The 21,968-nt window shown below is 37.1% G+C and carries 22 protein-coding genes; 12 read left to right on the top strand and 10 right to left on the bottom strand.

Features of this window, described 5'->3' with window-relative positions; all coding sequences use genetic code 11:
* Together KPC_RS20310 and KPC_RS03590 are read left to right on the top strand one after the other, a co-directional pair.
* Positions 1-873: lysozyme inhibitor LprI family protein (locus KPC_RS20310; RefSeq protein ID WP_121973046.1), on the top strand; the 873-nt coding region annotated here is incomplete at its 5' end.
* A 79-nt stretch (positions 874-952) separates the two neighbouring features.
* Positions 953-1,726 carry a Rossmann-like and DUF2520 domain-containing protein gene (locus KPC_RS03590; protein WP_121973047.1) on the top strand — a complete coding sequence of 258 codons (774 nt, stop codon included), beginning with the start codon at positions 953-955 and terminating at the stop codon, positions 1,724-1,726.
* Between the two features lie 105 nt (positions 1,727-1,831).
* Here KPC_RS03590 and trmB read toward each other — a convergent pair whose 3' ends face one another.
* Positions 1,832-2,548, bottom strand: a complete 717-nt coding sequence (gene trmB / locus KPC_RS03595; RefSeq protein ID WP_121973048.1) for a tRNA (guanosine(46)-N7)-methyltransferase TrmB — start codon at positions 2,546-2,548, stop codon at positions 1,832-1,834.
* Between the two features lie 181 nt (positions 2,549-2,729).
* Here trmB and KPC_RS03600 point away from each other — a divergent pair, with 181 nt between their 5' ends.
* The gene (locus KPC_RS03600; RefSeq protein WP_121973049.1) at positions 2,730-4,430 is read left to right on the top strand and encodes an Hsp70 family protein; all 1,701 of its coding nucleotides are present in this window, start codon (positions 2,730-2,732) and stop codon (positions 4,428-4,430) included.
* A gap of 45 nt (positions 4,431-4,475) precedes the next feature.
* Here KPC_RS03600 and KPC_RS03605 read toward each other — a convergent pair whose 3' ends face one another.
* A complete protein-coding gene (locus tag KPC_RS03605; protein WP_121973050.1) occupies positions 4,476-6,440 on the bottom strand; it encodes an MFS transporter in 1,965 nt (654 codons plus the stop codon).
* A gap of 234 nt (positions 6,441-6,674) precedes the next feature.
* On the opposite strand from KPC_RS03605, the gene KPC_RS03610 reads away from it, so the two are divergent.
* On the top strand, positions 6,675-9,149 hold the full coding sequence (locus KPC_RS03610) for an ExeM/NucH family extracellular endonuclease (protein WP_121973051.1): 2,475 nt from the start codon (positions 6,675-6,677) through the stop codon (positions 9,147-9,149).
* Between the two features lie 37 nt (positions 9,150-9,186).
* On the opposite strand, the gene KPC_RS03615 is transcribed toward KPC_RS03610, so the two are convergent.
* Together KPC_RS03615 and KPC_RS03620 are read right to left on the bottom strand one after the other, a co-directional pair.
* Positions 9,187-9,831 (bottom strand): LuxR C-terminal-related transcriptional regulator, encoded by a 645-nt coding sequence (locus KPC_RS03615; protein WP_121973052.1) that lies wholly within the window; start codon positions 9,829-9,831, stop codon positions 9,187-9,189.
* Between the two features lie 199 nt (positions 9,832-10,030).
* Positions 10,031-11,473, bottom strand: a complete 1,443-nt coding sequence (locus tag KPC_RS03620; RefSeq protein WP_121973074.1) for a SulP family inorganic anion transporter — start codon at positions 11,471-11,473, stop codon at positions 10,031-10,033.
* A 347-nt stretch (positions 11,474-11,820) separates the two neighbouring features.
* Between KPC_RS03620 and KPC_RS03625 the strand changes: the two genes are divergently transcribed.
* The gene (locus KPC_RS03625; RefSeq protein WP_121973053.1) at positions 11,821-12,432 is read left to right on the top strand and encodes a glutathione binding-like protein; all 612 of its coding nucleotides are present in this window, start codon (positions 11,821-11,823) and stop codon (positions 12,430-12,432) included.
* A 249-nt stretch (positions 12,433-12,681) separates the two neighbouring features.
* Here the strand turns inward: KPC_RS03625 and KPC_RS03630 are convergent, their stop codons facing one another.
* The 5 genes from KPC_RS03630 to KPC_RS03650 all read right to left on the bottom strand — a co-directional run bounded on the left by KPC_RS03630 (position 12,682) and on the right by KPC_RS03650 (position 15,449).
* Complete coding sequence (locus tag KPC_RS03630) at positions 12,682-13,467, bottom strand: thiazole synthase (RefSeq protein WP_121973054.1); 786 nt, start codon at positions 13,465-13,467, stop codon at positions 12,682-12,684.
* Between the two features lie 14 nt (positions 13,468-13,481).
* The gene (thiS, locus tag KPC_RS03635; protein WP_121973055.1) at positions 13,482-13,679 is read right to left on the bottom strand and encodes a sulfur carrier protein ThiS; all 198 of its coding nucleotides are present in this window, start codon (positions 13,677-13,679) and stop codon (positions 13,482-13,484) included.
* 21 nt (positions 13,680-13,700) lie between these two features.
* The gene (locus KPC_RS03640) at positions 13,701-14,066 is read right to left on the bottom strand and encodes a DUF423 domain-containing protein (RefSeq protein ID WP_121973056.1); all 366 of its coding nucleotides are present in this window, start codon (positions 14,064-14,066) and stop codon (positions 13,701-13,703) included.
* A 150-nt stretch (positions 14,067-14,216) separates the two neighbouring features.
* Entirely contained in the window at positions 14,217-15,086 is an 870-nt protein-coding gene (gene rpoH / locus KPC_RS03645) for an RNA polymerase sigma factor RpoH (protein WP_121973057.1), read from the bottom strand.
* A 123-nt stretch (positions 15,087-15,209) separates the two neighbouring features.
* Entirely contained in the window at positions 15,210-15,449 is a 240-nt protein-coding gene (locus KPC_RS03650) for a sulfurtransferase TusA family protein (RefSeq protein ID WP_121973058.1), read from the bottom strand.
* A 390-nt stretch (positions 15,450-15,839) separates the two neighbouring features.
* Between KPC_RS03650 and KPC_RS03655 the strand changes: the two genes are divergently transcribed.
* Positions 15,840-16,052, top strand: a complete 213-nt coding sequence (locus KPC_RS03655) for a cold-shock protein (protein WP_121973059.1) — start codon at positions 15,840-15,842, stop codon at positions 16,050-16,052.
* A gap of 102 nt (positions 16,053-16,154) precedes the next feature.
* Complete coding sequence (gene rhlB, locus KPC_RS03660; protein WP_121973060.1) at positions 16,155-17,306, top strand: ATP-dependent RNA helicase RhlB; 1,152 nt, start codon at positions 16,155-16,157, stop codon at positions 17,304-17,306.
* A 127-nt stretch (positions 17,307-17,433) separates the two neighbouring features.
* On the opposite strand, the gene KPC_RS03665 is transcribed toward rhlB, so the two are convergent.
* On the bottom strand, positions 17,434-17,817 hold the full coding sequence (locus KPC_RS03665) for a hypothetical protein (protein ID WP_121973061.1): 384 nt from the start codon (positions 17,815-17,817) through the stop codon (positions 17,434-17,436).
* Between the two features lie 200 nt (positions 17,818-18,017).
* Between KPC_RS03665 and KPC_RS03670 the strand changes: the two genes are divergently transcribed.
* From KPC_RS03670 to gspM, 5 genes are all read left to right on the top strand, one after another.
* The gene (locus KPC_RS03670; RefSeq protein WP_121973062.1) at positions 18,018-18,593 is read left to right on the top strand and encodes a nitroreductase family protein; all 576 of its coding nucleotides are present in this window, start codon (positions 18,018-18,020) and stop codon (positions 18,591-18,593) included.
* A 112-nt stretch (positions 18,594-18,705) separates the two neighbouring features.
* Positions 18,706-19,779: an NAD(P)H-dependent glycerol-3-phosphate dehydrogenase gene (locus tag KPC_RS03675; RefSeq protein ID WP_121973063.1), complete on the top strand. Its 1,074-nt coding sequence runs from the start codon at positions 18,706-18,708 to the stop codon at positions 19,777-19,779.
* Positions 19,780-19,855: 76 nt separating this feature from the next.
* Positions 19,856-20,311, top strand: coding sequence for a SixA phosphatase family protein (locus tag KPC_RS03680; RefSeq protein WP_121973064.1), 456 nt, complete (start codon positions 19,856-19,858; stop codon positions 20,309-20,311).
* 27 nt (positions 20,312-20,338) lie between these two features.
* Positions 20,339-21,484, top strand: a complete 1,146-nt coding sequence (gene gspL / locus KPC_RS03685; protein WP_121973065.1) for a type II secretion system protein GspL — start codon at positions 20,339-20,341, stop codon at positions 21,482-21,484.
* Positions 21,484-21,963 carry a type II secretion system protein GspM gene (gene gspM, locus KPC_RS03690; protein WP_121973066.1) on the top strand — a complete coding sequence of 160 codons (480 nt, stop codon included), beginning with the start codon at positions 21,484-21,486 and terminating at the stop codon, positions 21,961-21,963. The genes gspL and gspM overlap by 1 nt, the downstream gene beginning before the upstream one ends.
* Positions 21,964-21,968: the final 5 nt, after the last annotated feature.

The raw sequence follows: 21,968 nt of genomic DNA on the forward strand, positions 1-21,968 counted from the left end.
TATTTAAAAAATGTTGATAAAAGTCTAAGAGAATCAAATTATTATCAAGCAGATCAGGATTTACTACAAAAGATTAATCAGGGTTTAACTTTTAAAATTAATCAGGTTAGAACATTAACCACTGAACCTTCTGAAACCACAAAGCTTGAATGCGAAGGGCAAATCGTCATCCAATTTCCAAAAGGCTTACAAAAAAGAGCTGAGAATGCTTATTTAGAGCATGGTGCTGTCGAATGTGATTATGAAGAGTGTGAGTCAGAGTCTGGTTATTCTACGTTACGTGATTATATTGAGGACAGTAGTTCCGGTTTGGTTTTAGATAATGATCAATTAAAAGGTCAATTTAATTACAATATCCTCAAAACAGATCAGGATGGTTTTAGCTTAAATGTGAATAATCAGAATGAAGTCATTCGGGGAGTGGTTACGATCGCTGTGAAAGCAGTTCAATATGCAGCATATATAAAGGAAAATAAAGAAATCAGTGAACGTCATGTTGAACAGGAAAAAGAGCAAAGCAGCCAGAAAGAACTGGCGCAAAAAGCAATGGATATCCGTAAGAAAGAGTTAGATGATGAGAAAAATAAGCAAGTTGAACGATTAAACCAAACTTGGGATCAGTTTACCGATGAGCAAAAAGCAAAGTTAAAACAAGATCAGACAGATTGGTTTGAAAAGAGGGACATAGATTGTAAGGTCATATCGCAACGTTCTATACATGATATTCCAGACAGCGAGCTTGAAATATATCAGAAACAGTCTGATTATTGGGATAATACAATGCGTGCTGAAAATAGGGAGATGGAATATAGCAAATGTTTTAGCAAACGTACGCAAGAGCGAATTGTTTATTTAAATAATGTTTTTAACTAATCTAGTCATGACAAAAGGATGAATTGCTTCATCCTTTTTTTATTGGCATGCTATAGCAAATACTGTTTTTAGATAGATTATGCGTATTAGTTTTATAGGATCAGGGCGTGTTGCGACCAAATTAGCGCAAGCTTTGTATGGAAAACATCAAATTATCCAGATTATTAGTCCTAATATCAACAATGCAAAAAAACTTGCTGATCTTGTACATGCAGATGCAGCGGATGACTTTTCAGACATTCAGTCAGATGTTGATTTGGTGGTCATTGCAGTAAGTGATCAGGCGATTTCAGATGTGATTCAAAAACTACATCCAGTTTTACCTGAAACCTGTATTGTGCATACTTCCGGAAGTACTGGCCTAGATGTATTAACAAAGCAACATGCTAGATCAGGGGTGTTTTATCCACTACAGACATTTAGCTTTGAAAGAGTAACTGAATGGGAAAATACCCCTCTATTTGTAGAAGCTGCGGAAAGGGACGATCTGAATCTGTTGACTGAGCTTGCTAAAAAGTTAAGCCAACGTGTCTATCAATATAATTCTGCGCAACGCTTAAGCTTACATCTGGCAGCCGTATTTGCATGCAATTTTAGCAATTATTGTTATGACATGGCGAAGCAGATTGTAGATGCAAAACAGGTTGATTTTAGCTTGCTTTATCCACTTATCTTGGAAACGGCAAACAAGGCAACCCAGAATGACCCACGATTGATGCAGACTGGTCCTGCAATGCGTGGTGATCTGAACATTTTGCAAATGCATAAAGCTATGTTGAGTGCCGATAGGCGTGAGGATTTGGCAGAAATTTATCAATTGATGAGTGATGGAATTGAAAATAGGCAGTACTGAAAATAATTATCCTAAAAATATATTAATTTTAATGTCGAAGTCAGTATTTATATTTTATTCATTTTACAAGAAAAGCTGTATCTTTAAAGATACAGCTTTTGATAATTATTTGATTTTTTTGAAAATGAAGTCATTGATTTTATGACCTTCTTCTATTCCACGGCGTTCAAATTTAGTCTGAGGGCGCCATTCTGGACGAGGATAACTATTTCCTTTACCTGCCAGATTTTCAAGATCAGAGCGATTATCTAATACATCAAGCATCCATTCTGCATAAGGTTCCCAATCAGTTGCCGCATGGAACGTTCCACCAAGTTCCAGTTTCTGTTCGACCAGTTGCATACGCTCATGTACCACAAAGCGACGTTTGAAATGGCGTTTCTTTTGCCACGGATCAGGGAAATACAGCTGTACACAGTTAATGCTGTTATCAGGCATTTCTTTAAGAACCTTGATTGCATCAGCATCTAAAACACGGAGGTTTTTTAGACCAGCCATGCCTGCTTCATAAACACACTGCGCAATTCCTGGAACATGGACTTCAATTCCAACGTAATTTCGTTCAGGGTTGGCTTTTGCCATAAGAACCAGTGAACGCCCCATCCCGAAACCAATCTCGACAGTCAGAGGACGTTCTGGATGTTCAAAGTGTTGGCGTAAATCTCCAACTGGATATTCCAAAATTAAATCACGATATTGTTCAAGCGCAGTACGTTGTGAAGTATTTAAAGGTGAGGAGCGGCGCATAAACGTTACAATTTCACGTTGTTCATGCAAATTGTCCAGATCAACAACTTGCGCTTCAATGTTCTCGTTTGACATAAGCCTGGAATAGTAAAAAATTCAAATGCGGTATTGTAAGTCTTTAAAGAGCGATGTCAAATTTAGCAATATAGATTTATATTTATTAGGCAAAATTAAATAGTATACAAAGACATCGAAAAAAGCTGAGGGATAGGCTAAGATGGTTTTTTCCATGAAAAACATCAAATTTGAATAAAAAATGAATCATACCAAACCAATTATTGCGATAGATCTCGGTACGAGTAACTCCTTAGTCGGTATTTTTGAAAATGGTCAATCTAAACTGATTCCAAACGCTTACGGAAAGTTACTTACTCCCTCAGCGATAGCTTTGGATGAAAATGGACAAATCCTGATTGGAAATGCAGCACTGGAGTTGAGATACACAGGTCAGCCTGTATTAACCAGTTTTAAACGTTTAATGGGGACAGCAAAACGTTTAAGTTTGCGAGATCAGTCATTTTCTGCTGTTGAACTATCTTCATTGATTTTAAAGTCTTTAAAAGAAGATGTAGAACATGCACTGGAGACAGATATAGATGAAGCTGTTATCACTGTTCCTGCATATTTTAATGATATTCAACGTCAAGCAACTATCTCTGCCGCAGAATTGGCCGGGTTAAAAGTCAGCCGGTTGATTAATGAGCCAACTGCTGCAGCACTGGCTTATGGTTTGGGACAAACGGATGATAGCTGTTTTCTGATTTTTGATTTGGGTGGCGGAACATTTGATGTTTCGGTTGTCGAATTGTTTGATGGTGTTATTGAGGTTCGTGCCAGTGCAGGTGATAACTATCTTGGAGGTGATGATTTTGTCCAATTATTAATGAAGCAGTTTTGGAAGCAGCATGCGTCAGATTTTAATTATGAAGCCAATGTCATTCCACCTGAAATAGAAATTGCTCTTAAAGCAAAAGCCCAGCTCGCTTTACATACATTAAGTAAAGAGCAAGAAGCACTACTAAATTTTAAATGGCAAGATACTGAGATCAATTTTCAGATTCATCAAAATGATTTTGCAAAATGGGCTGAAGCTTTGCTTCTGCGCTTACGTCGTCCATTAGAGCGCGCTTTAAGAGATGCCCGTATTCGACCTGATCAGGTCGATCAAGTCATCATGGTTGGTGGTGCAACTCGGATGCCGATCGTGCGAAAAATGGTGACTAAACTCTTTGGACGTTTCCCATCCACGAGTGTGCAACCTGATGAAGCGATTGTTCGTGGTGCTTGTGTACAGGCAGGTTTAAAGGCAAAAGATCAAGCTTTAAAGGAAATTGTACTTACTGATGTTTGTCCATTCAGTTTAGGTATTGCAGTAGGGGATGATGGTCAATTTTCACCAATCCTGGAGCGAAATATCGTGATTCCTGCAAGTCGTGTAAACAGTTATTATGCAATGCACAAAGGCCAACGTAACATTGAGGTTAAAATTTATCAGGGTGAACATCGTTTGTGCAAGGAAAATGTATTTTTGGGAGAGCTAAATGTTGCTTTACCGCCAAATGATGATCAGTTATCGATAGATGTACGCTTCTCTTATAATCCAAATGGTATTTTGGATGTAGATGTTCATGTTCCTGCGACAGGTGAAAATCTGCAAAAAGTACTGATCAATCATCAAAGTGTGATGTCAGAGCAACAAATTAGTGAAGCTCGGCAGCAATTGGAATCTTTAAAGATTCACCCTAGAGATAATTTATTAAATAAAAGTTTAATGTTGCGAGCGGAGCGATTATATAGTGAACATACGGGTGATATGCGTTCCAGTATTGGAGAGAAAATTCAGTATTTTTCACAGATTCTCGAGCAACAGGATGAGCGGCAAATTCGTGAATCAAGAACACATTTTGAAAATTTTCTAAATGAGGTTGAAGACTTACAACTGTTTGATGACTATTAAGATGTGTCCCACACTCAAGTATACTTGCTGTGTGGGACGCGCTGTTTAGGCATGTTGTGAACGACTTTGCTTGCGGGATTTAAATAAGTAATACACTAAAATACCAGCAAAAATAAGGCTTTTAAGTGTTGCAATAATTAAAATGACATAGCTTAAATATTTTAAAATTGATGATAAATAACGTGAAGGTATTGCTGTTATGCCGATACATGCAAAGCTAAATGTAGCGAGATATAAATAAGGTTGTGATGCTTTGGAAGATAAATACACCGCGGCAGCAATAAAAATACCTAGCCGGATTGCAATAACGACGATACTTTTGATGATAACTTGTTGATAGTTTAGTTGCTTATCTGATTTACGATAGCCAAAACTATAAAAAAGCTCTTGAAATGATTCAGGAAATAAAATCATGCTCATTGGCATTAAGCTATATACAATTAGCCAGGGGTAAACAGGTTCCCCAGTCAAATAGTACAATGCAACGATCCCCAGAAATAAAACCAATACTCCAGTTGTAATGACAAAATAATCCATTTTATTTTGGCAACTTTGATAGAATCTGTTTGCATATGGAGCAGCTGTCAATTGCAGACAACCAATAAGAAAGATACTACCCACAAGCCAGATATAACTGAGTATTGTATGTGCAATCGGTAATAACAATGGTGTGAGCCAGATCAAGGCGAAACCACTAATAAACCAGTATTTACTGTACTGAATAAGGTTATTTTCCTGATTCTCATGACTAGCACAGATTGCCTGTAAAGGTGCCTGTATAAATACAAAAAATAAAAACAGGCTTAAAAAGAAGATACTTAAGAGAACAAAAGTAGAATCCACAAATATTGGTTTTATCAGCAATGTAGTTGAAATAGCTAATAAAATACTGCCCCAGATAAACTTATGCCATTGATTAATGCTTTTTAAGAATAAGTAGTTGGCATTTTGATCTGTATTCACAAGATTGAATTGATCAAGATGAGTTAGTGTATTTCCATCTGAATAAGCATCAGACATTGTTTTCTGTAAATTGAGAACGGCTAGAGGTTGAAATTTCTGTTTTCCTGAAAATTTTTGAATGATGTCACGCTGATGATGAGGCAATTTCTCTAAAAAATGATGGTGCTTCAAATAATGTTGAATCTTTTCCTGCAAAGTATGCGAATAGTATGATTGATCATACAGATCTAATTCATCAGGATAATGATCGTGCCACAAAGCCAGAAAGCGTGAATAATTGGGATTAAATATATCCATTTCCAGCTCTGATAATGGATAAGTAAGTTGATCTTTGATTTGCAGCTGTTCTTCAAGTGTTAAATCATATTGATGATTAAGTAAGTCTTGATATTGATGAAATATTTGATCACTGACATCATGATTCCAGAGTGCCTGAACAACTGTATCTAATGGGCTAGGTTGTTGCTGCAATGTATATTCGGCATCATCATTTTCAACTGAATTTTCATCAGCATCATCTGTAATTGTTAATGAGTCATTTAGAAGCTGTTGATCAAAATCAGCAGGCTGGTTATGCAGGCCTTCAAAAATATATAAAAAATCATCTAACTGGTGTTGAACAAGCAGGTTATTTATTTGACCAGAATAATGCAGTTTTAGCTCATTAGTTTGGCAAGATTCAAGAAGGGTATTGAAATCATGTAGAGCTAAACGTAAATCAAAATGAATATTTTCAGTTTCTATATTTTGTTTTAGATTTTGATATTGATTAGCTAAGCTGGAAGCTTCATTTGTGCTGAATTCGGACAAGTCTGATTGTTGCCGTTCTTGTTCTAAAATTTCATTTTCTGAAAATAGGTCGTTGTCTTCATCCTCTACGAGGTTATTTTCAGCCTCAAATAAGGCATGTTCTAAAGCTGCCCTTAATGCAATAAACTCGTCAGGTTGAATTTCCTGATCAATCAGTTTGAGCTGCTTCGCATAAGCTTTTTTTATAGATCTTAAGTCTGTAGTTGGTTGTATTGCTAATCTTTGCCAAGGGGACATTATAAATGCTCAAGTGTAATTATTGGATGAAGCTACTAAAAATTATGTTTTTAAATCATAAATAACTTAGCTATTTCTCTGAAATAATTTTAGTTTTTTTTAATAATTTTACAAGTACAGCGATTGTCAGATTTACAGATAGTCTTTTTGCAAAAAATCTGCAATGAATCTTTCATGTAATTGTCATTCAGCAAAATTACTCTGCTGGTGATATAAACAAAAAAAGTTAAAAACATGAAGTTAATAAAACCACGTGCCTTAAGTATAAGTTTGATCCTTGCAGGCTGTTCATTTCCTGCATATGCACAATTGATGTTTAGCCAATATATCGATGGCAGTTCGAATCGTAAGGGATTAGAGATTTATAATCCCGATAATTCAACTGTAAATTTATCTGACTATAAAATTTATCGATATACTGATGGTGCTACAAAGCCAACCATTTTTAATTTAGAAGGAACTTTGACCAGTAAAACAAAATATTTGATTGGGCAAAAAGAGTTAAAAAATGAATTGGGAGATAAGGTTAATAAAGTACTGGCTTTAGCTTTCAATGGTAATGATGCTTTAGTTTTGTTTTATAAGGACGTTCCGATTGATCGTTTTGGCAGAGTTGGAGAAGATCCTGGAAATAAAATAGGCTGGGGTAGCTCTATTAAAAGTTATGAGAATAGTTTTTCTAGAAATAAAACAGACAATAACGTGACTTCAATTGATCCAAGTGCTCCTTTTGATTTAAACAATGAATGGAGTGCTTGGTCAGATCGGAATGCGTTTTCGACATATTTAAGCAATGATCGTGGGGTAATCCTTGATGAAAAACCTATCAGTTGTAGTACGCCAGATACTCCTATAGCACAATTACAAACAGCTAAACAGAATCAAAGTTATGTAGTACGTGGTGTTATCACAGGTGATTATCGCCATGAAAATGGATTTTCAGGTTTTTATGTACAGACACCTGATAATAAGGCTAAGTCCAATATAAGTAATGCGATATTTGTTTATATTCCAGCAAGTAATAGCATTAAAGGGGGGAAAGTAGGAGAGGAGGTTATTTTTAAAGGTCGTTTGACTAATTACCAAAATCAACTACAAATCGATCAGTTAAGTGCAGACATTAGCACCTGTAATCCTAATGCAGCCAGTCAGGTGAGCGCTTTACCAATTCAACTCCCATTTTCGAGTTTGACGGATACAACAGGTAATTCGACAAAACGATATCAAGGGATGTTAGTTAAGTTTTCACAACCTTTAACCGTGAGTGAAAATTATGAATATGGGCGCTATGGTCAGTTAGCACTCAGCCTTGGGCGTCTATATATTCCGACTAATCTGTATCCTGCCAGATCTAACGAAGCAGTTGCATTGGCAAAACAGAATCTATTGTCTAAAATCATTTTAGATGACGGATATAGTAACCAGAATAGAACGCCGTGGTTACCTCAAAACTTCAATGCTAGCAATACAATACGCTCGGGTTATCAACTGAAAAATGTAGAAGGGATTTTAGAGTATCGCTACAATCATTGGCGCATCCAGCCCGTTCCTGATAAGGCAGCCCCAGAAGTGGTGAAAGAAACCAATCCGCGTAATAGCTCGGTTCCTGCAAAAGATACCAAACAGGTTCGTGTTGCAGCATTCAATGTGCTGAATTATGACAATGGTACTGCAAAAGGCTTTCCTACAGAACGTGGTGCATCAAGCGAATCTGAATTTAAACGTCAACATCAAAAGATTGTTACTGCCTTAAAAACCATAGATGCAGATGTTTACGGTCTCATGGAAATTGCAAATAATGGTTATGATGATAAAAGTGCAATCGCATATTTGAGTAAATCTTTAGGAGCGGATTGGAAATACGTCGTACCAAAAGGGTTGAACGAACTGGGTACAGATGCCATAGCTGTTGCTATTATTTATAATTCAAAACGGGTAAAACCTGTTAATGATCCTGTGGTTTATAATGATGAAACTGAGAAAAACCGTGTCACTATGGCACAAAGTTTTCAACCTGTAGCAGGTGGTAAGATTTTCACAGTCGTACCTAACCATTTAAAATCCAAAGGAAGTTGTCCTGCTGATAAGAAAGATATAAATGCTGATCAGGGCGATGGTCAGGGTTGCTGGAATCCAGTTCGTGTCACCGCAGTAGAAGGATTGATTCAATGGATGGCTAAAAAACCGACTGGAGTCAACGCAAGTAATGCATTATTTATAGGTGATATGAATAGTTATGCTAAAGAAGAGCCGATTTTAGCCTTTGAAAAAGCCAACTATAAAGTGCTGCTCAATGATGAAAAAATAGGTCAGGGAAAATCAGCATATAGTTATGTATTTGGTGTTGTAAGTGATTTAAATGGCAATGGTGGTGCTGGCAACTTGGATCACGCAATTGCTGATGCCAACCTGTATCCTTCAGTAAAACGCACTTTCGCATGGCATATCAATGCAGATGAACCAAGTGTCTTGGACTACAATGAAGAATACAAAACCAATGAACAAAAAATATCATTTTATAGTGAGGATGCATTCCGATCATCCGATCATGACCCTGTTATCGTTGACCTCGATTTAAATGACTCAGCTTCTCAAGAACATAATACCTGGAAAAGTGGAGGAGGTAGTGCAGGATTTTGGTCGGTATTTGCTTTAATTGTACTTGCAATCACGTTGACATTATATCGAAGAAAAAGAATGTTATCGTAAAACATTAAAGGGAAGCCGTCGCTTCCCTTTGTTTTTATTATTGAAAAATAAAATATTTAAGTTTTTGATAAATATGTTTAATAAATGAATCTAATGTAAATACTGAAATTTCCAGGTGTTCAGCGATTTCTTTATTGCTATATCCCATGGCTACTTCATTTAAAATTTCTAGTTCATGTTCATTCAGTGTGGTCTGGTTTAAAGACCATGCTGGATTTAAACTAATTCCAGCCTGTTTTTCATCAAACTTTAATAAGATTTGTTGTGCAACCCAAGGATCAATTTTTGCACCCCCTTGTATAGTTGTTCGAATTGCACTACGGATATCCATATCATCTTGTTCTTTGAAGCAATATGCAGTTGCACCAGAACTTAATGCTTCGAGCAGTGAATTTTTTACCTGAAGAGACATTACAGATAGTATGAAAATAGTTGGATCATAATTTTTAAGTGATTTTATAAATCCAATACCATCATTTTGAAGTAAATCTAAATCAATAATTGCAAAAGATGCTGAATGGTGCTCTAAAATGGTATTCGCCTGAATCAATGTTTCTGCAAAAAAAATATTTTCTGATTTATAACCAATAGCCAATAAAATACTTTTCAGCCGAAGTTGAAGTAATACAGCGGTTGATAATATGATGACCGGAATAGGTAAAATTAATTCTCTATTTACCATTGAATAGCTCACTCATTCTTTTTTATAAAATCTTATTTTTAAACTTGTTTTGCTATCCCTATTTTTTGGTAATTTTTATCTTTATTTTAATATTTATTGTTAATCAGTATCTTAAGATGGATATGGATTAATTTTCAGGATTGAAAATAATCCATATCCATTTTTGCTCATGATTAAATATATATGGTATGTGCGTAATTTAACCAAATTGTTTAATTAATGTGCTGCTTGCAGTATTTAATCCAATAATTTTTACTTGTATATTATTTGCTTCAAATTTTGATTTTACTTGGTTTAGCATATTGACTGAAGTAATGTCCCAAATATGGGCACCAGATAAGTCTATAATAACATGTTGAAGGTTTTCTTTAAAATCAAAGAAATGATAAAATTTTTCAGAACTGCTAAAGAATATTTGTCCACGAATTTTATACATACGTGTCTGTAGTGAGATAAGCTCAGAGTCAACTTTGACTTCACTTTCAAGTTTATTAACAAGAAACAGTGCTGAAAGCAGGACTCCAACCAAAACACCTAATGCCAGATTATGTGTAGCAAGAACAATAGCAACAGTGGTTAACATGACTACATTACTTTGTTTCGGGTGTTTACTAAAGTTTTTGACAGAATCCCGGTTAAATGTGGTCAATGAAACCATAATCATGATGGCTACTAGTGCAGGCATAGGAATAAAACTGAGCCAGTCTTTAAGAAAAACCACTAAGCAGAGTAAAAACACCCCGGCAACTAATGTTGATAAGCGGGTTTTTGCACCTGATGAAACATTAATAATTGATTGACCGATCATGGCACAACCAGCCATACCTCCCATAAAGCCACTGATAATATTTGAGATGCCTTGACCACGACATTCTTTATGGCGATTACTGTCAGTTTGAGTCACTTCATTTACAATCGTTGTGGTCATCATTGTTTCAAGTAAACCTACTGTTGCTAGAGTAATGGCGTAGGGTGTAATAATTTTTAATGTTTCAAAACTTAAAGGGATATCTGGAATTAAAAAGATTGGTAAGTTATCAGGGAAATTTCCTAAATTACTCACCATACGCATGTCTTGTTGCACAAAGAGAGCGATGATGCTTAATATAACAATGCATATGAGCGGGGATGGGATAAGTCTGCCGATTTTAGGGATATGAGGAAATAAGTAAATGATCAGTAAGCCAAGCCCAACAAATATGAAGCCAGTGAAGTTCATTTTTGTAAGTTCAGGGATTTGTGCAACAAAAATCAAGATCGCTAAAGCATTTACAAATCCATAAACGACGGACTGCGAGGCAAAACGCATTAGTTTGGCAACTTTAAAATAGCCAGCTACTAGTTGAATCAACCCTGTTAAAATAGTTGTTGCCAGTAGATATTGTAGTCCATGGTCTTTGACCAGAGTAATCATCAATAAAGCCATAGAACCCGTTGCAGCTGAGATCATGGCTGTACGTCCACCAAAAAAGGCAATGCTAACGGCTATACAAAAGGATGCATATAAGCCAACTTGAGGATCTACACCTGCGATTGCGGAAAAGGCTATAGATTCAGGGATTAAGGCTAAACCAACAACCAAACCTGCCAGTACATCAGTGCGGATATTTGAAAACCATTCCTCTTTTTTGAAGTTCAGCACATGTAACCTTTCATCATTTTTTAAAGGAAGGTATGGTAAAACAATCAATGCAGGAAAATCACCTGACTTTTGATTGAAAAGTAATGTTTAATTTTGAGTAAAATATTTGTAATAGGAAATAAGGCTATCTATAAATATATATAAAAGTTTGCTGCTAACTTTTGGTATGTCTTAGGTGTTTTATATATATTACAATTCATTTGCATGATTTTCGCTGACAATGCACTGCATTTCGTAGATGCTAAGATACTAGATCGTTACGCTTTTTTGCAAAATTAATGGTTTAAAACTTGAAAGTTTAACCGAAGCGTTTTAAAACAGTATTAGATATATAACAAGGAACTTTTATGAAGTTGTATTATTCTCCAGGTGCATGCTCACTTGCTTCACATATTCTTTTAAATGAAATTAATGTTGATTTTGATTTAGAACGGGTTGACTTAACTACACATAAGACAGAAAAAGGTACAGATTTTTTCGAAGTTAATCGTAAGGGGTATGTACCAGCATTGGAAATCAATCCTGGATTGATTCTGACTGAAAATGTTGCTGTTTTGCCATTTATTGCGCAACATGATCCAAAGCAGGACCTGATTCCTCCGTCAGGTTTAGGACGTGCAAAAGTGCTAGAGTGGTTAGGTTATTTAAACTCTGAATTACATGACGCATATTCGGTTTTTTTTGGTCCTGCATTATCAAAAGAGGAACAGGACAGAGGTTATGCGACTATTGATAAACTTTTACAGTATATCGATGATTACCTCGGTGAATCTGATTCTGATTATTTGGTGAATGATCGTTTTGGTCCAGCTGATGCATATCTTTTTGTTATTACAAATTGGTCGAATTCAATTCAACATGATCTGACGCCTTTTAAAAATATTGTTGCGTTACGCAATAAAGTTGCACAGCGTCAATCTGTTCAAATCGCTATGCGTGATGAAGGTTTGATTGCCTGATTGAACCATTGCAAAAAATGCCAGTCACTTGATAAATTGACTGGCATTTTATTGGGCATTTAAAATGTTTAAGGCTATGACTTAAAAAATATCAAGCTTAAGATAGACATGGTTAATTTTTCTGTTTTAAATAATTATTTAATTTGTTGATTTTATTAAATTTCATTCTTGATTCAGTTTTTAGCATAATCTATGTGTAGCGTATACATAAAAGGACTCACAAAGAGCCCTTCATTACTATTAAAGCTGTTATTTAAAGAAATAACCTGTTTCAGGTGAGCTTGCATTTGCCATACGTTTACGTGGCATACGTCCAGCCAGATAGGCTTCTCGACCAGCTTCTACAGCTTTTTTCATTGCAGATGCCATAAGCACAGGGTTTTGTGCGGCTGCAATCGCTGTGTTCATAAGCACACCATCACAACCGAGCTCCATTGCAATTGCTGCATCACTTGCAGTTCCAACACCAGCATCAACCAATACGGGCACTTTAGCATTTTCTTTAATGATTGATATTGTATGAGGGTTTAGGATACCTAAACCAGAACCAATCAGACTTCCTAAAGGCATAATGGCAGCACAACCCATGCTTTCGAGCTCTTGAGCAACAATAGGATCATCTGAAGTATATACCATGACCTCAAATCCATCATCGATCAGTGTTTGCGCAGCTTTTAAGGTTTCGGTGATATTAGGATATAATGTTTTTTCATCACCAAGGACTTCTAATTTGACCAGATTATGTCCATCTAGTAATTCACGTGCCAACATACAGGTGCGAATAGCACTATTGGCATCAAAGCAACCTGCCGTATTGGGTAAAATCGTATATTTTTCAGGTGGGATAACTGAAAGCAAATTTGGCTGATCAGGATGTTGTCCGATATTTACCCTACGGATAGCAACAGTCACGATTTCAGCGCCACTTGCCTGAATGGCCAAATCCGTTTCATTGAGATCTTTATATTTACCCGTACCTACAAGTAGGCGAGAAGAAAAGGTACGTGAGCCAATAATAAGGGGGGTGTCTTGCATGGGAGATCTCCAGATTAGCCGCCACCGACAGCATGGATAATTTCAATACGATCTTGTTCAGAAATAGGGGTAAGTTCCAATTTACTCTTTGCAATAATCATTTCATTTTTTTCAACTGCAAAACGTTTACCTTCCAGGGCTAACGCTTGAATGAGTTGCAGTAAATTTTGGCAAGGTGTCTCAATTTGTTCACCATTTAAATATATCTGCATAATATGTCCAAAGATGAGAGGTTATTTTGCGTACTTAAATGCATTCCAGGCTAGCAATAACCAACCAATGATCATTAAAGTTCCACCAACTGGAGTGATCGCGCCCAAGGCACGTGGTGCGCCTAATCCCATAAGGTATAGTGATCCACAGAAGATCAGAATTCCTACCTGGATGCAAATAAAACTACCTTTAAGCGGAAATGATGGGGCAATTTTTGCCAATACACCTAGTATAAGTAAGCCTAAGGCATGATAAAAAAAGTATTCTGTAGACGTCTGCCACCAAGCAATTTGTTCAGACGTAGCATGAGCTTTTAAACCGTGTGCCCCAAATGCACCTAAAATCACGGCTAAAGCTAAATTAATAGCTGATATGGCAATCCACATAATGTTGTTTCACCTAAATCAATTTGCGCATCACCTTAACATAATTTATAGCTTTCTATAAAGGCGAAAACAATTAAAAAGAGAGATTAAAAAAACCGAGATCATTGGTTAGATCTCGGTTTGATATCTTAATTAAATCTATGAAAAAAATTAGTTTGATGACATTGCAACCTTGATTTTTTCCATCGCATTTTTTTCGAGCTGCCGGATACGTTCTGCAGAAACATTATATTCAGCTGCCAATTCATGCAATGTCGATTTGTCATCGTCTAGCCAACGTCGCTGTAAAATATTACGTGAACGATCATCGAGTTGACTCATGGCATCATGCAGGGCATTAGTGCTTTGTTCTTCATAATCTTCATTTTCCGCTAAACGGGCAGGATCATAACGATTATCTTCAAGGTACAGGGCAGGAGCAACATGTGTCGTTCCCTCATCATCATCATCACCTTGGGCTTCGAAAGCTGCATCATATGCTGTCAGGCGACCTTCCATTTCCAAGACTTGTTCTGGAGTAACATTCAAATCATTGGCAATAGATTGTGCTTCTTCTAATGTAAGCTTTTTACTTGATTTTTTTAGGCTACGTAAATTAAAGAACAATTTGCGTTGTGCTTTGGTGGTTGCAATTTTCACAATACGCCAGTTACGAATAACATATTCGTGGATTTCGGCTTTAATCCAGTGTACAGCGAAAGATACCAATCTTACGCCCATATTTGGGTCAAAGCGTTTGACTGCTTTCATCAAGCCCAAATTACCTTCCTGAATAAGGTCACCCTGTGGTAAACCATAACCTGCATAACTACGCGCAATGTGAACAACGAAACGTAGGTGTGACATCACCAACATTTTAGCCGCTTCTAAATCCTGGTCATAATAATAACGCTCAGCAAGCTCTTTTTCTTGTTCAGCAGTTAATATTGGAATCTGGTTTACGGTGCTGATATATGCACCGAGATTTACACCTGGCGCAGATAATGACAGGGGCATCAATTGATTGCTGCTGTCACTCATGAGTTCTCCTTATCGGATCAATGTGGTAGTACCAATGCATCATCTTAATTCGATTAGCATACATATTTAAGGGAAATTGAGTAGCGAAATGTAAATTTCTTATCGATTTTGCTTCTGTCTATTTTAAATGATTTCAATTAGGTAATGAAATTCATTTTCAGAAATTTTAGAAAAATGACAGACTAAGTTATGAATCTGACAAAATCGTAAAATATCAATTTCACTATGCGGGTCTGAAGATTTAAGTAATAAATTTCGTGAATCTTGTGCTTGTTTCAACTCACGTTTTAGCATAAGTAAAGGCATTGGGCAAGGTTTACCCATAGCATCAAGAAGCACAGTAGAGTGTGAAGTATTGGTCATTTCAGCTCAAAAGTGTAGTGTGCTAAAGGTTTGTAATTTTATCAAAAAAACAGAATTTACCCAAATTATTCTCGATTTTATTCCGCTCTAAATTACTTTAATTGGCGCTTATAGATTATTTGAATAAAAAAAGCACATTTTTTTTAAAATAATAATCAAAAATAATTCTATTAATTGTCACAAACCCATGTTAAGCTCAATCACGTAGTTAGGATTTTGAAAAAACATTCATTGTTTTAAGCCTTATTACAATTGGATGTAACCGGGATTTTGTTGATAGTTATACAGAATGATTACAAGCTTTGAAATAATAAATATTTTTAAACCTTGTTTGCTCTGCTGTTTGCAACACCGGGTGGTCCTTTTTTCATAATAACTGAGGATTAACTTATGACAGCTCGCGAACAAGGCGTAGTGAAATGGTTTAACGATACTAAAGGTTTTGGCTTTATTCAACGTAACGGTGGTGACGATGTATTCGTTCATTTCCGTGCGATTCAAGGCGAAGGCCACCGTTCACTTCGTGATGGTCAACGCGTAGAATTTAGTGTTGTGCAAGGTCAAAAAGGTTTTCAAGCTGAAGAAGTTCAGCCTTTAGACTAATTCCTGATTTTTAAAATTAGGTGGCGCCTCAATTATCAAATTGAGGCGTTTTTGTTTATAATAGTCACATTGTTTAGTGTCTTATAGTTAGAGCGCGTATTTATGTCATCTGGATTTGGAACCCTAAATTTACATCCGCAGTTAAAACAAGCGATTGATGCCCTAGGGTTTAAAGAAATGACCCCAATTCAGCAAAAAGTATTAAAGTTTACACTTGCAGGACATGACGCTATTGGTCGTGCTCAAACAGGAACAGGCAAGACAGCAGCATTTCTGATCAGTATTATTAATGATCTGTTAAATAACCCTATTTCAGAACAGCGATTTCGTGGCGAACCACGTGCACTTATCTTGGCACCGACTCGTGAGTTGGCAATCCAGATCGAAAATGATGCAAAGGATTTGACTAAGTTTACAGACCTAAATGTTGTCACATTGGTTGGTGGCGTTGATTTCGATAAACAAAAGAAGCAGCTTGATAAGCAGTTTGTCGATATCATGGTAGCGACACCTGGACGTTTAATCGATTTTACTGAGCAAAAAGAAGTTTGGCTGGATCAAATCGAGTTTTTAGTGATTGATGAGGCAGACCGTTTGCTGGACATGGGTTTTATTCCCTCAGTGAAACGAATTGTGCGTTATTCGCCACGCAAAGAGCAGCGTCAAACCCTCATGTTTTCAGCAACTTTTAGTTATGATGTACTTAATCTGGCACAACAATGGTTATTTGAACCTGTAACTGTGGAAATCGAGCCAGAGAAAAAAACCAATGAAGATGTAGAGCAACGGGTTTATGTGGTTGCTAATGAAGATAAATATAAATTATTACAAGAAATCTTACGTGATGAACCAATTGAAAAGGTGATGATTTTTGCTAACCGCCGTGATCAGGTTCGCCGTTTATATGACCATTTAAAACGTGATGGTTATAAGGTCGTTATGCTGTCTGGAGAAATTGCTCAAGACAAGCGTTTGAAAATGTTAGACCAGTTTAAGAATGGTAAGCACAATATCATGATTGCGACAGATGTTGCTGGTCGTGGTATTCATGTTGATGGTGTATCACATGTAGTGAATTTTACTTTACCAGAACAGTCTGATGATTATGTGCATCGTATTGGTCGTACAGGGCGTGCTGGAACACAGGGTGTAAGTATTAGTTTCTTGTCAGAAGATGATGCTTTTTATTTACCAGAAATTGAAAAAGCTATTGGTCAGAAATTACCATTGACCCGCTTGGAAGGGTACTGTTGATTGTTTCCCAGGCATTAAAAAAGCTCCTTAAATCGAGGAGCTTTTTTAATGCCTGGTTGGATTGTTATGTTTTTAAAATACATTCAATTTTTGTGTATTCTTCTCTGATTTGCACAGCTACCCCATCTTATGAACTTGTTTTACATGTAAAAGAGATGGTTGTTTGATAATCTGTATCTTTTTCCAAAGTATTGTTTTTACCAATCATAGAACCTATAACACCTGCTGCTGCATTAATCATTTGCCCTGTTTTTTCGTCAACCACACCTTTTAGGCTGCCATGATATTCAGTTTTCTCATCAATCAATACAGGCGCAGCTTTTTTACCACATGTACTGTTTGCAGCAGCAATAGCATTATTTTTAGCAATAATTTGTGATTTGCCCATACCAGTAACCTGATATTGATTATTGGCTGTTTGGATGGCTAATGTTTTTGTTGGTGTGGATGAACAGGCGCCAAGTACAATAGCTGTAAGAACACTAGAGGAGATAAGTAGTGTTTTTTTCATGGAGATCTCCGCATGAATCAGGAATAGATATATTGGAACATAGCATTTTTGATTAATTTTAGAAAACTTGTATAAAAAATGAAGATTTATATAGTATTCATGTGAACCTAAACCAGATTGATGATGAATGTTGCATAGGGCTAGAGTAATTTTTCCAGTTTGTGCTAATCTTGTTGGATGTTTTTATAGATTCAAAATCAATGGTCGATTCTCATCTTTCAGCAGTACTGGAAAATATTCATCATCGTCAATCTGTAGGTCATTTGATAGAGCCAGCACCATCTTCTGAGCAACTTGCGATAGCCTTTAAAGCTGCATTGACTGCACCAGATCATCATCGTTTGAAACCAACACGTTTTATTTTGGTTGAGGGTGATCAGCGTGGGGCATTTGGAGAACTTCTAGCCGAAGCTGCTCAAGATTTGGGTGAAATGGATTCAGTACAGATCGAAAGAGTCAGGCATCATCCTTTTCGTGCACCATTAATTATATTGGCAATTACCCAATTTCAGGAACATCCCAAAGTTCCTTTCTTTGAACAGACCTTGAGTACAGGGGCAGCTGTTCAAAACCTGTTATTGATTTTGCAGGCGCAGGGTTTTGGCGCAATCTGGCGAAGCGGGGCGGTTGTAGAGTCAAGGTTATTTAAGACAGCATTGGGTCTGAAAGAACATGATTTGATTTCAGGGATCATTTATGTAGGCAGTATAGCCAAACCGATAGCACCACGTGCTGACATCGAGATAGATGAATATGTCAGCCATTGGCACAAGTGAAGGTTTAAGTCTTCTTAAATTATTATTTTGAATGGTGATTATTGATTACAATAATCGCTTTAGTGTTGTTAAGTTGAAAAACCACAAAAATCAAAAAACTGGATGGGAATGAATGGCAGAGTTAAAATTTACAGATTTGGTTGAACCTGTATCTATTGATAAGAAAACAGCACTACGTGTAACAGTGCTTGGCGGGGGAAGTTTCGGAACTGCTATGGCAAATACGGCAGTTCGAAACGGATGCGATACAATGATCTGGATTCGGGATCAGGTTATTGCTGAAGAAATTAATCAAACACATGTAAATAAGCGCTATTTACCTGATTTTACCCTTGAGTCTGGTCTTAGGGCGGAGTCGGATCTGGAAAAAGCAGTTAGGGAACGTGACATCATTTTAGTTGCGATTCCAAGTCATTCTTTTCGGGATGTTGTCCGTCAAATCAAACCTTTTATCACCTCGCAGGCAGTGGTGTCATTAACCAAGGGTATAGAAGCAAAAACGTTTAGTTTTATGAGTGATATCATTCGTGACGAATTGCCTGAAGTTCCTTATGGTGTATTATCCGGGCCGAATCTTGCGAAAGAAATTATGGCAGGTCAACCAGCAGGGACGGTTATTGCAAGCCATTCTGAACTGGTTCGATATGCTGTGCAACAATCTTTACATAGCGCTTTATTTCGTGTGTTTGGTAGTGATGATGTATATGGTGTGGAGCTTGGTGGAGCACTCAAAAATATATATGCAGTCGCTATGGGAATGGCAGCAGCCTATAAGGTTGGTGAAAATACCAAAAGTATGATTTTGACACGCGCTTTGGCAGAAATGAGCCGTTTTGCCGTTAAATTAGGTGCTAATCCACTGACATTTCTCGGTTTATCGGGAGTTGGGGATTTGTTTGCAACCTGTAATAGCCCATTGAGCCGTAACTACCAGATTGGATTTGCTTTGGGTTCTGGTAAAAATCTGGAGCAGGCTACCAAAGAGTTGGGGCAAACGGCTGAAGGGATAAATACCATTGTTCAGGTCAATACTCGGGCAAAGGAGCTGGATGTGTATATGCCAATAACAACAGCATTATACGAAGTCATTTTTGAAGGTGCTCCTCCATTAAATATCGCATTATCTCTGATGAAAAGTGGTCATCGAAGTGATGTGGAGTTTGTTTTGCCGCATAGCAAAGTGTGACACCTTTCTGAAAGGGAATGCTTAAATTGTAACAAAGCATCGTTATAATCATTCAATAAGAATATAAGGAAATCATATGCAACTGACTTTAGTACGTCATGGTGAAGCTGCTCCCCCTGTAAATGGCAATGATATAAAACGACCATTGACTGAGCGTGGACACAACCAGGCAGAACAAACCGCAATTTTTTTAAAGAGTTTGACCGCGCCTGATGTATTTGTTGTGAGTCCGTTGTTACGTGCCCAAGAAACTCTTGAGCATATTCGTAACTATTTTCCAGAAGTCGCTGTTTTGGTTTGTGATAAAATCAAACCAGATGATGATGCAAAAAAAGCAATTGAGTGGTTGTCACAATTACCATTTGAAAATATAGTGACAGTGTGTCATATGAATGTTGTGGCTCACATTGCAGAACAATTGACACATGATCATTTTAATCCTTTTCAGCTTGCAGAAGCACGGATATATGAGCAAAGTGTTATTGCAAATGGCTTATCGACACAAAAACAAGTATTTGTTCCAACAATATAAAACAACTTAAACGGCAGAACACAATCAATGTTGTACTTATGGATGCCTGAAACCAATGGGGTTTGGCAGTGGTCAATTGGTGAAAACTGGATTCAGGCATCTAGCCTAGAACAACTGATACAAGATATTAAGCCTTATCAGGGGCAAGAAGCTGTTGTATTTTTTCCAAGTCGTGATGTGCAGATCCTGCAACAGCCTTTGACTAAAACACAATATAAACAGCTTGGTCCAGAAGGGGTGAAGTACTTACTGGAAGAATATGTAATTTTGCCAGTTGACCAGATGCGTGTTCAATCACATTTTAGCCCGCCAGATCAGGTTTCTGTTTTAGGTATTGCCCAATCTACAGTACAGACTTTGCAGCATTCTTTGACGCTTATACCAGTCAAGATGGTTTCATTATTGCCAGATTTTTTGATTCTACCAGCCCCAGAGCCAAATCAGGTTGTGCTGGCGAATATTGCTGGTCGGCTATTGGTTCGGGAAAATGAGTTTAAGGGTAATTCCATTGATGATCTTTCCTTATATCTGGAATTTGAAGATTCGACAGAGCGACATTATTTATATTCAAATCTGACAGATGCGCAAGCTGAGAGTTTATTTGCAATTACAACTTCAGATCATAGGGATACTTTTGAGTACCAGTTTGTAGAATTTAAAAAGGCGAAACAGCATCCGTATAATATTTTACCAAAAGCAAAATCAGAGTCTGCGGGAGTTTCAAATTACTGGAAAGCTTGCATTGCAGTTTTTGTAGTTTTATTGATGGTACAGTTTAGTTATGATTTGCTGCGCTATGTGAAATTGAAAAAAATTGCTGATCAAACTTCACAATTGGCTCAAGCTCAGTACAAGTCATGGTTCGGAGAAAAGGTTCGAACTAGTGAGCAAAGTTTGAGAGATGATTTTGAAACTAATTTGAAAGCTAGCCGCAGTGCCGATACTCAGGCGATTCAACTTTTAAGTCGTGTTGGACCGATTTTGATGCAGAATCAGATCATCGCTGATCAAGTAAATTATGAATCTTCTGTATTGAATATGAGTTTGGTGGCTAAGACTTCGGATGCATTACAGGCCTTAGTGCAGCAGTTAAACCAACAAGGCTTTAAAGCAGAGTTGGGGAATGTTCAGACACAGGGTTCAAATGTCATTGGTTTGGTGAAAATACAATAATGAAAGCACTAGAAAAAGTACAAAATAAGTTTGACCAGATCCCGGAAAAATTGAACGACTATCTGGACAAGCTGGCACCACGTGAAAGAATCATGGTTATTGTCATGATTATCTTTTTGATCGTCGCAGGTATAGGTTCAGCACTTTGGTATATGCATGTTGCTGCTGAAAAACAGCAAAAACGGGCCAATGATCTCAAAGACTTGATGGTTTGGATGCAATCCAATGTGGTAACGATGAAGCCTGCAAGTGATTTGGCTTTAACGGCAAATGATAAGGTTCAGCGTGTTGCACAGCAGCAGGGGATAACTGTAGCCTCACAGCAAGAAGGGCAAAAGATTCAGGTTGTTGCCTCACATCAGAATTATGCAGTTCTGGCAAATTTTATTACTCAAATGGCTCAAATGGGGCTGAGTATTCAAAAGATGGAACTTGCGAAGTCTGAGGGACAGATCAAATTAACAGCGACAGTGCAATAAGCTCT

It is taken from the genome of Acinetobacter stercoris (assembly GCF_900323515.1).
Lineage (GTDB): Bacteria > Pseudomonadota > Gammaproteobacteria > Pseudomonadales > Moraxellaceae > Acinetobacter > Acinetobacter stercoris.

Bases quoted from the DNA above. Each gene is read 5' to 3' on its own strand.
- gspL (WP_121973065.1), top strand. From the start codon at position 20,339: ATGTTGTACTTATGGATGCCTGAAACCAATGGGGTTTGGCAGTGGTCA.
- KPC_RS03610 (WP_121973051.1), top strand. From the start codon at position 6,675: ATGAAGTTAATAAAACCACGTGCCTTAAGTATAAGTTTGATCCTTGCA.
- thiS (WP_121973055.1), bottom strand. From the start codon at position 13,679: ATGCAGATATATTTAAATGGTGAACAAATTGAGACACCTTGCCAAAAT.
- KPC_RS03675 (WP_121973063.1), top strand. From the start codon at position 18,706: ATGGCAGAGTTAAAATTTACAGATTTGGTTGAACCTGTATCTATTGAT.
- rhlB (WP_121973060.1), top strand. From the start codon at position 16,155: ATGTCATCTGGATTTGGAACCCTAAATTTACATCCGCAGTTAAAACAA.
- rpoH (WP_121973057.1), bottom strand. From the start codon at position 15,086: ATGAGTGACAGCAGCAATCAATTGATGCCCCTGTCATTATCTGCGCCA.
- KPC_RS03650 (WP_121973058.1), bottom strand. From the start codon at position 15,449: ATGACCAATACTTCACACTCTACTGTGCTTCTTGATGCTATGGGTAAA.
- KPC_RS03590 (WP_121973047.1), top strand. From the start codon at position 953: ATGCGTATTAGTTTTATAGGATCAGGGCGTGTTGCGACCAAATTAGCG.
- KPC_RS03665 (WP_121973061.1), bottom strand. From the start codon at position 17,817: ATGAAAAAAACACTACTTATCTCCTCTAGTGTTCTTACAGCTATTGTA.
- gspM (WP_121973066.1), top strand. From the start codon at position 21,484: ATGAAAGCACTAGAAAAAGTACAAAATAAGTTTGACCAGATCCCGGAA.
- KPC_RS03630 (WP_121973054.1), bottom strand. From the start codon at position 13,467: ATGCAAGACACCCCCCTTATTATTGGCTCACGTACCTTTTCTTCTCGC.
- KPC_RS03615 (WP_121973052.1), bottom strand. From the start codon at position 9,831: ATGGTAAATAGAGAATTAATTTTACCTATTCCGGTCATCATATTATCA.
- KPC_RS03600 (WP_121973049.1), top strand. From the start codon at position 2,730: ATGAATCATACCAAACCAATTATTGCGATAGATCTCGGTACGAGTAAC.
- KPC_RS03670 (WP_121973062.1), top strand. From the start codon at position 18,018: ATGGTCGATTCTCATCTTTCAGCAGTACTGGAAAATATTCATCATCGT.
- KPC_RS03625 (WP_121973053.1), top strand. From the start codon at position 11,821: ATGAAGTTGTATTATTCTCCAGGTGCATGCTCACTTGCTTCACATATT.
- KPC_RS03640 (WP_121973056.1), bottom strand. From the start codon at position 14,066: ATGTGGATTGCCATATCAGCTATTAATTTAGCTTTAGCCGTGATTTTA.
- KPC_RS03605 (WP_121973050.1), bottom strand. From the start codon at position 6,440: ATGTCCCCTTGGCAAAGATTAGCAATACAACCAACTACAGACTTAAGA.
- KPC_RS03655 (WP_121973059.1), top strand. From the start codon at position 15,840: ATGACAGCTCGCGAACAAGGCGTAGTGAAATGGTTTAACGATACTAAA.
- KPC_RS03680 (WP_121973064.1), top strand. From the start codon at position 19,856: ATGCAACTGACTTTAGTACGTCATGGTGAAGCTGCTCCCCCTGTAAAT.
- trmB (WP_121973048.1), bottom strand. From the start codon at position 2,548: ATGTCAAACGAGAACATTGAAGCGCAAGTTGTTGATCTGGACAATTTG.